This window comes from Bradyrhizobium sp. PMVTL-01 (assembly GCF_051861855.1).
GTDB lineage: Bacteria > Pseudomonadota > Alphaproteobacteria > Rhizobiales > Xanthobacteraceae > Bradyrhizobium.
In genome coordinates this window covers 526,753-538,293 of the sequence record NZ_CP193982.1, presented here as the reverse complement: position 1 = coordinate 538,293, position 11,541 = coordinate 526,753, and the positions used below count along the sequence as shown (strand labels likewise).

Sequence of the window (11,541 nt, the reverse complement as noted above, 5' to 3'; positions counted from 1 at the left end):
AGCGGGGAGTGATGCGACCGCGGGGACTTCAGAAACAGCGCGCTTAGGCCGCGCGAATATTCCCCATGAAGCGGTCGAGCTCGGCGCGCAGGCGGGTGCTTTCGCTGGACAGCGTCTTGGCCGAGTTCAGCACCTCCTCCGAGGCCGAGCCGGTCTCGGCGGCGCCGCGGTTGACCTGGCCGATGTCGGTGGCCGCGGTCTGGGTGCCCTGCGCGACGGTCTGGACGCTCCTGGCGATCTCCTGGGTGGCGGCGCCCTGCTGCTCGACTGCGCTCGCGATCGAGGTCGAGATCGACGAGATCTGGCCGATGGTCGCGCCGATCTCCTTGATCGCCGCGACCGATTCGGCGGTGGCGCCCTGCATGCCGGCGATGTGCGAGGAGATCTCGTCGGTGGCCTTGGCGGTCTGGCTTGCCAGCGACTTCACCTCGCTCGCAACCACCGCAAAGCCGCGGCCGGCATCACCGGCGCGTGCCGCCTCGATGGTGGCGTTCAGCGCCAGCAGGTTGGTCTGCTCGGCGATTGCCGTGATCAGCTTGACCACTTCGCCGATCTGCTGGGCGGCATGCGACAGCTTGCCGATGCGGCTGTCGGTCTCTCTGGCCTGCACCACGGCGGCTTCGGCGATGCGGCTGGAATCGCGCACCTGGCGGCCGATCTCCTCGACCGAGGCCGAGAGCTCTTCGGTTGCGGTTGCGACCGACTGCATGTTGGAGGAAGCCTGCTCGGACACGCCGGCGACCTGGCTCGACAGGCTCTGCGTGGTCTCGGCGGTGCGGGTCAGCGTCGAGGCCGCCGATTCCAGCTGCACGGCCGAGGCCGAGACGTTGGAGACGATGGCGCCGACGGCGCTCTCGAAATCGTCGGCAAAGCGGATCAGCTCGGCGCGGCGGCTGGCGGCCTGCTCCCGGTTCTGGACCTCGCTGGCGGCCGCATCGCGCTCGGCCTTGGCGACCGCCTGAACCTTGAATTCCTCCACCGCGCCGGCCATCTCGCCGATCTCGTCCTTGCGCCCCAAGCCGGGCAGCACGACGTCGAAATTGCCCGAGGCCAGCTCGCGCATCGCCTTGCACATCGCGATCATCGGACGCGAGATGCCGGTACCGAGCAGGAAGGCGAGGATCGCACCTAGCAGCGTGCCGCCGATGGCCAGCATCAGCACCAGCTGCTCGGTCTTCCCGATGGTCGCTTCCGATTCGGAATCCAGCCGCTGCTGCTCGGCGACGAGGTCCGCCTTCATGGCGGTCGCGCCTTGCAGGATCGCTCCGGCCGAGCCACTCATCTCCGCGACGAGCTCATCGACCATCTTGGCGTTGGCGATCAGCTTCTCCAGCGCTTCGCGATAAGCCACAAGGATGGACTTGGCGTCCTTCAGGCCGGCGACGATCTTGTCGTCCATGGAATAGACCGCGCCGAGCGAGTTCTCGACGAATTTCAGCCGCGCCAGCGCGCTGGTGGCGATCGTCTGGTCGGACGTCAGTACGAAATTGGTCGCGGCCGCACTCGCGGTCTGGAACTGGGCGTTGACCTGCTTGGTGCCGAACTCGATCGACTGCGCCTCGGAATCGGAGGCATTGTTGCCGATATCGTCGAGCTTGTATTTCAGGAGATTGGCCTGGCGCGTCAGCTGATTCTGAACCAGCAGCGCGCTGTCGCGCTTGGCCTGCAGCACCTTGGCGAAGGTCGCGGAGAAGTTGGAGAACTCCTTGGCGAGCTTGCCCAGGCTCTCCTGCCGCGCCGGCTTCTTGGCACCCTTGACGGCCTGGTCGATGGCGCTCCTCAGGCTGGCCTCGGCATCGAGCGCCGCCTTGGCGTCGTCTTCCTTGCCGGTGACGACGAAATATTTGACGGCCGAACGATAGGCGAGGAGCTCGCGGTCGATATTGCGGGCGAGGTCCGCTTCGGACACGCTGGTGCGGTAGGATCCGACCCCGGACGACACCCGCTCGAAGCCGAAATAGGCAAAGGCCATGCTGCCGGCCGAAATCACCAGCACGGCGGCAAAGCCGAGAATGATTTTCGCGCGGAACCTGAGGGTCGGAAATAGTGCACGCTTCGACGGCGACGCGGTACGCCCGGACATTCCCAACCCCCACCTTATGTTCTGCAACCATTCTGCGGCCCGGAAGCAGCCCTCTCCGAACCGTGGGGAAAATTAAGGCAGAAACGTCAAGGGGTGGTAAATCCATCCGGTCGTCCGCACGCTTGTCCGACCTTGCAAGACCGGGCGCCGTGTTGCGGCTCACCGGAAAACGCCTTACTCTCGAATACTTATCAGGCACTTGGCGTTAGACCGAGCTGGTCCTCGAGGGAGAAACGGAGTGGGGCAAACCGATTTTCGGTTTGGCGGTGCGTCTGGCGTTGCCGTGGCCAAGTCGAAGGCTGCGAGCGTCGATGAAGCCGTGGCCGAACTGGCGGCCCAGCTTCCCTCCGACGGGCTGGCGCTGATCCTGGTGTTCCTCTCCCCCAGCTACGACCCCCATGACTTCATCGCCGAGATCACCCGGCAGTTCGACGAGACCCAGGTCTGCGGTTGTACCACCGCGGGCGAGCTTGCCCCTGATGGCTGGGACGAGAACAGCGTGGTGGCGCTGGCGTTCAGCCGTACCGACTTCTCCGCCGCGGTGCGGCCGATTTTCAACCTCGACAGCTTCCGCGTCGAGGACGGCCGCAGGATCGGCGGCGAGCTCCGGCACGAGCTGTTGCGGGCCACCCCGCAGGTCGACCGTGGCAACCCCTTCGGCCTCGTCCTGATCGACGGCCTGTGCCGCCGGGAAGAGGCGGTGATGTCCGCGCTCTATGCCTCGCTCGACGACATCCCGGTCGTCGGCGGGTCCGCAGGCGACGGGATGCGCTTCGAGAAGACCTGGGTGTTCTTTGACGGCAAGGCGCACACCAATGCCGCCCTGCTGATCCTGCTGAACACATCGTTGCCGTTCCGCGTCTTCAAGTGCGACAATTTCGAGCCGCGGGCGCAGAAGATGGTCGTGACCGAGGCCGACATCGAAAATCGAATGGTCAGGGAGCTGAACGCGGAGCCTGCCGCACTGGAATATTCGCGTGTGGTCGGCATCATGGACGCCAAGCTCGATCCGTTCTCCTTTGCCTCGCATCCGGTGCTGGTGCGTGTCGGCGGCTCCTATTACGCGCGATCGATCCAGCGCGTCGGGCCGGACGGCTCGCTGCATTTCTTCTGCGCCATCGACGAGGGCATGGTGCTGACGGCCGCGACGTCGCGAAGCCTGGTCGGGGCGACCCGCGAGACCTTTGCCGACATCCGCGACCAGATCGGAGAGGTCTCGCTCTATATCGGTTTCGAGTGCCTGCTCCGCCGGCTCGACGCCGAGCAGCATCAGCTCACCCGCGACATGTCCGAATTGTACCGGCAGAACCGGGTCGTCGGCTTTCACACCTATGGCGAGCAGTTCGGCTCCATGCATGTGAACCAGACCTTCACGGGCGTGGCGATCGGAAGGCGCCCGTCGTGACCGACATGCTGCAGGGCCCCGACGCGGTCGACCAGCTGCGGCGCGAGGCCGCCAAGCTGAGGAAGATCAATGCCGCGCTGATGTCGCGCGTCGAGCGCTCGATGGACCAGCAGCTCAACGCCTTCTCGCTGTTCGAAACCGCCATTGCGCTCGACCACAAGGTCCGCGACCGGACGCACCAGTTGCGCGAGGCGCTGCATTCGGTCGAGCGCGCCAACGAGGGACTCTACCGCGCCAAGCAGCAGGCCGAAGCCGCAAGCTCGCTGAAATCCTCCGTGCTGATCTCGGTCACCCACGACCTGCTGCAGCCGCTCAACGCAGCGCGCCTGACCCTGTCCGCGCTGACCGAGATGATGGAGTCGCAGGAGGCGGGCCTGCTCATCGACCAGGTCGACCGCTCGCTGCTGATGCTGGAGGACCTGCTGCGGTCGCTGCTGGAGATCGCCAAGCTCGACGCCGGCGCGCTCAAGCCCGACGTGCGCGCGATCGCGCTGGCGCCGCTGTTCGAGCAGCTCCGCACCGAGTTCGAGCCGATCGCGGCGCGGCAAGGCCTGTCCTTGCGCATCCGCAGCTCACAGCTGGCGGTGATGTCGGATGCGATGATGCTGCGGCGGATCCTGCAGAACCTGCTTGCCAATGCCATCCGCTATACAAGCAGCGGGGGCGTCGTCATGGGATGCCGGCCGCGGGGCGACCATATCTGCGTCCAGGTCTCCGACACCGGACCGGGAATTGCACGGGCACAGCAGGAGGCGATCTTCCGCGAATTCCAGCGCGGCGAGGCCAGCGCGACCGACCAGGCCGGCTTTGGGCTCGGCCTCTCCATCGTCCGCCGTTTCGCGACCGTGCTCGGGCACGAGGTGCGGCTGTCGTCGCAGCTCGGCAGGGGATCAACCTTCACCCTGGAGCTGGAGCCGGCCGACCTCACTCAAGTCGGCGACGAGGTGCATGAGGTCAAGCTCGCCGAGCGGCATTACAACTATAGCGGGCTCGAAGGCGCCAAGATCCTGCTGATCGAGAACGATCCGAACGGCTCGGAGGCGATGGCCGCACTGCTGGAGGGGTGGGGCTGCGACGTCGCGACCACGCGATCGGGCGCGGACGCGCTCGTGCGCCTGAACGAGCTCGGCGGCGCGCCCGATGCCGTGATTGCCGACCTCCATCTCGATCACGGCGAGAGTGGCCTGTCGGCCATCGCCGATGTGCGCCAGCACTTGAAGCTCGACACCCCCGCCATGATCATCACCGCCGATTATTCCGAAAAGGCGGCCAAGGAAGCGAGCCTCCACGGCCTCGAGGTGCTGAAGAAGCCGATCAAGCCGGCCGAGATGCGGGCGCTGCTGTCCTTCCTGCTGAGCTAGCAAGGCCCCCGAAACAACCCCATGCACAGTACCGGTAATATCTTACATGCGATCAAGCCGATGATTTGAATCCAAGATCATCGATCGTGCGGGCCCGGTCTGCGAGGCAAGTCAGAAAACGATCACGTCACTGCTGGTCCGGCTGCGCGCGCTCGCGCCTGGTGCTCTCGGCTGCCAGCGTCGCGAAATCGATCCGGGACATTTCAACGATCGCCTTGGTGCGGCTCAGCACGTTGAGCTTGCGCAGGATGTCGGAGACGTGGACCTTCACGGTGGTCTCGGAAATCTTCAGCTCATAGGCGATCTGCTTGTTCTGCAGACCCCGCTTGACCATCTCGAGCACGCGCAATTGCTGCGGCGTCAAATCGTGCAAACGCTTCAACAGATCCTGCGCGGGGCCGGCAGCACGTTGCGGGCGCACAAGCCCGCGATAGGCGGCGGGGACACTGACGGCGCCGCGCAGCACCTCGCCGATCGACTGCGCCAGATCCTGCTTGGACGACGATTTGAGGATGTAGCCGGAGACGCCGAGCGACAAGGCGCCCGACATGATCTGCGGATCCTGGTGTCCGGATACGACGACGACGGGGATCCTGGGAAACGCCTTGCGGATGCGGATGATGCCGGAAAGCCCTGTGGTGCCCGGCATCGACAGATCGAGCAGGATGAGATCGAGCTCGGTGCTCGCCGCGACCTGCTCGAGCGCACCGTCGATCGACGTCGCCTGAAGGATCTCGGCCGCGGGCGCCACCATCTGGAGCGCGCCCTCGAGGGCCTCGCGAAACAGCGGATGATCTTCGACAATCAGAAATCGCATCACGCGTGAGCCATTCCCTGATTATTGCCGGGTTGGACGTCGAAACGAGAATGTCCCAGTCCGGTCAGACCGACTTGATCCAGGTCAAGCACGACATCGCGCGTCATTGCGCCCGCCCGCGGTCGGCCCGCGCATGGGGCCGGCCCTTTGGATCCGGCAAGTCCATCTTGCCGACCTCGATGATCGCCTTGTTGCGGCTGAACAGGCCGAGCTTGCGCAGGATCTCGGTGATGTGCGCCTTCACCGTGGATTCGGCCAGCTGAAGCTCCTGGGCGATCTGGCGGTTCGGATAGCCGCGCCGCAAGAGATCGAGCACGCGAAGCTGCTGCGGCGTGAGATCGCGCAGCTTGACCTCGAGCGCCTTGCTGGCCTCGGCCCGCCGCCGCGGCGTCGCCACGAAATCCTTCGGCACCGACACCGATCCCTTCAGCACGCCCTCGATCGATTGCGCCAGCTCGCGCTTGGACATCGACTTCGGCAGATAGCCGGCGGCCCCCAGCTCCAGCGCTTCGCGGACGATGCGCTGGTCCTCGTCGCTCGATACGATGGCGACAGGCAGGCGCGGATAGGCCTCGCGCAAACGCAAAAAGCCGGAGAAGCCGGTCGAATCCGGCAGCAGGAGGTCGAGCAGCGCGAGGTCGATGCCCTCGCCCTGCTCGGCCGTCAGAATATGAAGGGCATCCTCGATCGACATCGCCTCGAAGATCCGCGCCTCCGGCAAGGCGAGACGCACCGCATTGCCGAGGGCCTCGCGAAACAGCGGATGATCGTCGATGATCAGGAAGCTGGTCATGGCGCCTTCACAGGACTGCACCGCTGAATGCTGCACCGTACAGGGATCCGCCGCCGTAGCGGAAGAGGCGGAACCATGCGGCACCCGTCCGGCACCGGGATGGTGCCGGACGGACGCTAGCACATCCTCCCGATCAGGTTCGGTCAAGATCGTTCAGTCGTTCGATTCGGACTGGACCGTCAGCAGGAAGGCATAGATGCTGTCGAACTGGTCGTCGGTGTAGACCTCCTTCCAGGCCGGCATGCCCTTGGTCGGCCGTCCCTCATGCACGGTCGTCCAGAACTTCTCGCGCATCTCGTCCCCGTAGCGGTGACGCAGCAGCCGCAGATCGATCTTCCGCTCGCTCTGGATCGCGTCGGGACCGTGGCAATGCGCACAGGTTCCGTTGAAGATCTCCTTGCCCGCGCCGACGGCGTCTGCGCCTGGCGCTGCCGCATCGCCCTTGGTCTCGGTCGCCACCACATTGGCGACCTGCGCCACGCGAGCTCCCGTTCCCGTCCCCGTCGTCGTTCCCGCCGGCACCGCGCCAAAGCGAACCGGCGCGCCGGTCGGCAGGCCGTATTTCTCCGCGAGCTCGCCGATCGTGCTCTGCAGCTGCGGCAATACGGCATCGACGCGATCGCGCAGCTCGGTCGAGGTCTTCGCAAAGCCGATGGCGGCGTCCCACGACAGGCCTTCACCTTCGGTGAGTTCGATCTGATAGCGGCCGTTATAGGCGGTCTTGTTCAGCCAGCCGGCGACCGGGCCCCAGATGAAGGCGACGTCGGCCCTGCCCTGGTCGAGCGCCTGCATGCCTTCCTCCGGCGACAGCACCGTCACCTTCTGGACGTCGTCGCGGCTCGCGAGCAGGTTTTGCGGCGTGCTGGCGAACTGCACGGCAACACGTTTGCCCCGAAGGCCGTCGATGCCGCCGGGTGCCTGGCCCTTGGCGGCGACGAGCGCATAGCCCTCCTTCGCGAAGGTGTTTGAGAAGATCACGGCCGGTCCCATGAAATCCTCGGAGCGCGGCAGACCGATCATGGCGTCGCATTGCTTGCCGAGCAGCGTGACGCGCACGGTGCGCTTGCCGAAATAGGATTTGTACCAGTCGTAAGAGATCGGCCGGCCGAGCGCCTGCGCCAGGGCCTGCCCGATCTCGACATAGAAGCCCGGCTGCGACGGACTATCGCTCGAGAATGGAAGATTGGTCGGATCGGCGCAGAGACGGAACGGCTGCGCCTCGTCGGCGTGCAGCGGCGAGGCCGGAACGATCAGCGCCGCGACGGCACATGCGAGCAAGGCTGAGATGGAGCGATGTCGGCTCGCACCGATGGCAGAATGATTGGCACGCATCCTCGTCTCCCATGACGTTGTAGGGCCGGAGTTCGTTGAGCCAGGCGCTGCGGCATCAGGCATCGGCCGATGCCGCAACTTAAATCTGGAAAAAGCGCGCGCGTATCCCGTCACCTCGAGAGGATACGCGCGCGAGTGGTCACTGGACGGAGAACACGAAGAGCGAACCGCCCTCGGGAGCTGCGGCCGTCATCTTCTTTCCTACCTCGCCCAGGAACGCAGGCAGCGCAGCCGTGCGGCCGACGACGATGGCGACATATTGCTTGCCGTCGACCTGGTAGGTCACCGGACCCGCGCCGATGCCGGAGCCGAGATTCTTGCTCCACAGCACCTTGCCGGACTTCGCATCGATGGCACGGAAGTCGCCATGGATGTTGCCGGCAAACACGAGACCGCCGCCGGTGGTCAGCGTGCCGCCGTTGAACGGCAGGTCTTCCTTGATCGACCAGACCTTCTTCTGCGCGACCGGATCCCAGGCCACGAGCTCGCCGAGGAAGCCGCCGGGGCCTTCCTTGGTCGGGAATTCGGCGCCGAGATAGAACACGCCGCGCTTGTAGGCGACGTCGGAGACGGACCAGTCCATGCAGACATTGTTGGACGGGATGTAGACGAGGCCGGTCTGCGGATTGAACGACATCGGCTGCCAGTTCTTGCCGCCGATCAGGTTCGGGCAGATGTCCTTGGCGGGATGATTCGGCCCTGGACGCTTGTCGGGATCCTCGACCGCGCGCATCGTGGCGACGTCCCACTTCTTGGCCCAATTGGAGAAAACGTATTTCTCCGCCGACAACACCTTGCCGGTCTCGCGATTGGCGACGAAGAAATACCCGTTGCGATCCGCCTTCATCAGGGCCGGCACGGTGCTGCCGCCGATCTTCAGATCCGCGAGCACGGCTTCGTTGACGCCGTCATAGTCCCAGGCATCGGCCGGCGTGGTCTGGATGTGCCACTTGATCTTGCCGGTGTTGGGATCGAACGCCACCGTCGAGGCGGTGTAGAGGTTGGTCAGCTTGCCGAAATTGCCGTCGCCGGTCGAGCGCACCGCGGTGTTCCACGGACCAGGATTGCTGGTGCCCCAATAGACCGTGTCACTCTTCGGATCGTAGGAGCCGACCAGCCAGGCCGCGCCGCCACCATGCTGGGCGGAATCGCCCTTCCAGGAGTCGCCACCGGGCTCGTCCGGGGAAGGAACGGTGAAGGTCTGCCACACCTGCTTGCCGGTGTTGATGTCGAAGGCCTGCAGCGAGCCGCGCACGCCGTATTCGCCGCCGCCGAAACCGGTGATGACCTTGTCGCGCACGACGAGCGGCGGCGAGGTGATGACCGAACCCTGCTTGTAGTCGACCACCTTCGTCGTCCACAACGCCTTGCCGGTCGTGGCATCGAGTGCCGTCAGCTTGCCGTCGAGACGGCCGACGAAGATCTTGCCGTCGGCATAGGTGACGCCGCGATTGTTCACGTCGCAGCAGGCGTATTGCAGCACGTCCTCGGGAATGTCGGGCTCCCAGGTCCATTTGCGTGCGCCGGTGGCCGCATCGAGCGCGTAGACGTATTTCGGGCCCCACGAGCTCGAAACATAGAGCGTGTTGCCGATGACGATCGGCGAGGATTCGTTCGAACGCAGCGATGCCAGCGAGAACGAATAGGCGAGCGTCAGCTTGCCCGCGTTCTCGGTGTTGATCTGCTTCAGCGGGCTGAAGCGCGTGTTGCCGTAGTCGTGGCCGGCGACCGCCCACTGGTTCGAATCGGATTGCGCCTTGAGCACGGTCTCGTTGGCGCGCGTGCCGGATGTAGCGGCGGCCAGCATCGCAACCATCGAGATGCCGGCCAAGAAGCCCTTCGTTCCAAAGGTCATGTATTCCCTCCGCGATGTTGTTGTGAACGCCTCGTTGGACGCCTGAGCGCGCTGCGCTCGTGATGCGCAGTTCGCCTGCGAGCCATCGTTCGAAATTACAGCATCGGCTTTTCGCGCTTAGTATAGGCGGAAGGTAGTAGTGCAGATCACCGGCGGCGTGCGCCGCTTATCTCGTTGGCCTGCTTGCGTCTTTGCCTGGATTTACAGTGCAAACGCACCAAGCGGTGTGGGGACGACGACATCGCCTCACACTCGGTCGTCGTTCCGGACGGGCGAACGAAGTGAGCGCTGATCCCGGACGACGGGTGAGTTTGTGGCGATCTTGCATCGTCGCGTGCAGCGATGCTGCACGTCGGTCACGATGATGGCGCTACCAGTCCTGCAAAACTTTCGAAGAAGTTCGCGGCAAGTTTTCGCGAAGTCGAGTCGATCAAGCGCGAGCCGAGCTGCGCGAGCTTGCCGCCGATCTGCGCGTCGGCCTCGTAATGCAGGATGGTCACGTCAGGCGATTCTTCTTCCAGCCTCACCTTCGCGCCGCCCTTGGCAAAGCCGGCGACGCCGCCGGCGCCTTCGCCGACGATGCGGTAGCCGTTGGGCGCATCGATGTCGGTCAACGTCACCTTGCCGCTGAACGTCGCCTTCACCGGGCCGACCTTCAGCACCACGGTTGCCGTCATCTCCGTCGGCGATGCCATCTCGAGCGATTGGCAGCCGGGAATGCAGCGCCTGAGAATATCGGGATCGTTGAGCGCGTCCCACACTTTGGCCTTCGACGCCGGGATCCGCTGACTGTCGTTCATCTGCATCGCTTCCACCCCTTTTGACCGTTGCTTGTACGGCTCGACTAGGAGGATGCCCGGCTGCGATCAATCGCCAGGAAGTACTAGGAGGTCGTGCGGCTTGCGGGCGGCCTCGTTCGGGCGCAGCTTCGCTGCATCGCAGCGAACAAAATCAACGACTTAGCTCGCCTCAGCCTACTACCAAGATCGCGATTACAAGGGCGTGAGCGCGTGCTCCTATTCCTGGCAAGGAACAAGGCATCAAAGGGAGAAACGACGCGCGAGGCGCGACGTCCAGCGCTCAAGGCCAAGGGCTTCGCGCGGTAGCGGCTGGACGCAGGTCGCAGCTGACGACGTGGACACCGTTTTCGCTGAGCTCATTGCAAGGTCGCGCCATGCGCTGGTGGCGGCACGAGATGTCGCGACCGAATCGTGCATCTGTGGCGACCACCACGATGACCTTTCCATGACGCGCGGTCGGCAAAATCCCAGTTGCAAAGTTCCGTTCGCGCTGTCTCTAATTGGAATAACTACAAACATTCGGGAGGAGTACGCCGTGTCTACAGTCAAACTGACGGTCAACGGCAAGGCCGTTGCCGTCGACGTCGAGGACCGCACGCTGCTGGTCCACGTTCTGCGCGATCACCTCAACCTCACCGGAACCCATGTCGGCTGCGACACCAGCCAGTGCGGCGCCTGTGTCGTGCACATGGACGGCCGCGCGGTGAAGTCCTGCACCTTGCTGGCGGGCCAGGCCGACGGTGCCAACGTCACCACGATCGAGGGCATCGCCAAGGGCGACGAACTGCACCCGATGCAGGACGCCTTCCGCGACAATCACGGCCTGCAGTGCGGCTATTGCACCCCGGGCATGATCATGTCGGCGATCGACATCGTGCAGCGTCATGGCGGCCAGCTCGACGAGGCCACCGTGCGAAGCGAGCTCGAGGGCAATATCTGCCGCTGCACCGGCTACCACAACATCGTCAAGGCCGTGCTGGATGCGGCCGGGCGCATGAAGGTCTCGCAGGCGGCCGAGTAAGGCCGCCCGCCTCGAACAAAGAACCACCGCTGCTGCTTTCGAAGGAAGGCGCAGTCGAAACAATTTCCGGTCGG

General features: G+C 64.7%; 9 protein-coding genes. 3 read left to right on the top strand and 6 right to left on the bottom strand.

Going from position 1 to position 11,541, the window contains the following annotated elements:
- Positions 1-43 precede the first annotated feature (43 nt).
- The gene (locus ACRQ5Q_RS02495) at positions 44-2,083 is read right to left on the bottom strand and encodes a methyl-accepting chemotaxis protein (RefSeq protein WP_439372527.1); all 2,040 of its coding nucleotides are present in this window, start codon (positions 2,081-2,083) and stop codon (positions 44-46) included.
- 238 nt (positions 2,084-2,321) lie between these two features.
- On the opposite strand from ACRQ5Q_RS02495, the gene ACRQ5Q_RS02490 reads away from it, so the two are divergent.
- Both ACRQ5Q_RS02490 and ACRQ5Q_RS02485 read left to right on the top strand, forming a co-directional pair.
- Entirely contained in the window at positions 2,322-3,488 is a 1,167-nt protein-coding gene (locus ACRQ5Q_RS02490; protein ID WP_439395868.1) for an FIST N-terminal domain-containing protein, read from the top strand.
- Positions 3,489-3,493: 5 nt separating this feature from the next.
- Positions 3,494-4,849 carry a hybrid sensor histidine kinase/response regulator gene (locus ACRQ5Q_RS02485; RefSeq protein ID WP_439399964.1) on the top strand — a complete coding sequence of 452 codons (1,356 nt, stop codon included), beginning with the start codon at positions 3,494-3,496 and terminating at the stop codon, positions 4,847-4,849.
- A 127-nt stretch (positions 4,850-4,976) separates the two neighbouring features.
- Here the strand turns inward: ACRQ5Q_RS02485 and ACRQ5Q_RS02480 are convergent, their stop codons facing one another.
- The 5 genes from ACRQ5Q_RS02480 to ACRQ5Q_RS02460 form a co-directional block, all read right to left on the bottom strand.
- Complete coding sequence (locus tag ACRQ5Q_RS02480; protein WP_439372525.1) at positions 4,977-5,666, bottom strand: response regulator; 690 nt, start codon at positions 5,664-5,666, stop codon at positions 4,977-4,979.
- Between the two features lie 103 nt (positions 5,667-5,769).
- Positions 5,770-6,459 carry a response regulator gene (locus tag ACRQ5Q_RS02475; protein WP_439395866.1) on the bottom strand — a complete coding sequence of 230 codons (690 nt, stop codon included), beginning with the start codon at positions 6,457-6,459 and terminating at the stop codon, positions 5,770-5,772.
- A gap of 153 nt (positions 6,460-6,612) precedes the next feature.
- Positions 6,613-7,791, bottom strand: a complete 1,179-nt coding sequence (locus tag ACRQ5Q_RS02470; protein ID WP_439395864.1) for a c-type cytochrome — start codon at positions 7,789-7,791, stop codon at positions 6,613-6,615.
- A gap of 139 nt (positions 7,792-7,930) precedes the next feature.
- Positions 7,931-9,646 carry a PQQ-dependent methanol/ethanol family dehydrogenase gene (locus tag ACRQ5Q_RS02465; protein ID WP_439372522.1) on the bottom strand — a complete coding sequence of 572 codons (1,716 nt, stop codon included), beginning with the start codon at positions 9,644-9,646 and terminating at the stop codon, positions 7,931-7,933.
- Between the two features lie 356 nt (positions 9,647-10,002).
- Positions 10,003-10,452, bottom strand: coding sequence for an SRPBCC family protein (locus ACRQ5Q_RS02460; protein ID WP_439372521.1), 450 nt, complete (start codon positions 10,450-10,452; stop codon positions 10,003-10,005).
- Between the two features lie 529 nt (positions 10,453-10,981).
- Between ACRQ5Q_RS02460 and ACRQ5Q_RS02455 the strand changes: the two genes are divergently transcribed.
- Positions 10,982-11,467 carry a (2Fe-2S)-binding protein gene (locus tag ACRQ5Q_RS02455; RefSeq protein ID WP_439395862.1) on the top strand — a complete coding sequence of 162 codons (486 nt, stop codon included), beginning with the start codon at positions 10,982-10,984 and terminating at the stop codon, positions 11,465-11,467.
- Positions 11,468-11,541 lie beyond the last annotated feature (74 nt).

What these genes read in the sequence shown, in the direction of transcription:
- ACRQ5Q_RS02495 (WP_439372527.1), bottom strand. Translation starts at nt 2,083, where the DNA reads ATGTCCGGGCGTACCGCGTCGCCGTCGAAGCGTGCACTATTTCCGACC.
- ACRQ5Q_RS02485 (WP_439399964.1), top strand. Translation starts at nt 3,494, where the DNA reads ATGCTGCAGGGCCCCGACGCGGTCGACCAGCTGCGGCGCGAGGCCGCC.
- ACRQ5Q_RS02480 (WP_439372525.1), bottom strand. Translation starts at nt 5,666, where the DNA reads ATGCGATTTCTGATTGTCGAAGATCATCCGCTGTTTCGCGAGGCCCTC.
- ACRQ5Q_RS02475 (WP_439395866.1), bottom strand. Translation starts at nt 6,459, where the DNA reads ATGACCAGCTTCCTGATCATCGACGATCATCCGCTGTTTCGCGAGGCC.
- ACRQ5Q_RS02470 (WP_439395864.1), bottom strand. Translation starts at nt 7,791, where the DNA reads ATGCGTGCCAATCATTCTGCCATCGGTGCGAGCCGACATCGCTCCATC.
- ACRQ5Q_RS02465 (WP_439372522.1), bottom strand. Translation starts at nt 9,646, where the DNA reads ATGACCTTTGGAACGAAGGGCTTCTTGGCCGGCATCTCGATGGTTGCG.
- ACRQ5Q_RS02460 (WP_439372521.1), bottom strand. Translation starts at nt 10,452, where the DNA reads ATGCAGATGAACGACAGTCAGCGGATCCCGGCGTCGAAGGCCAAAGTG.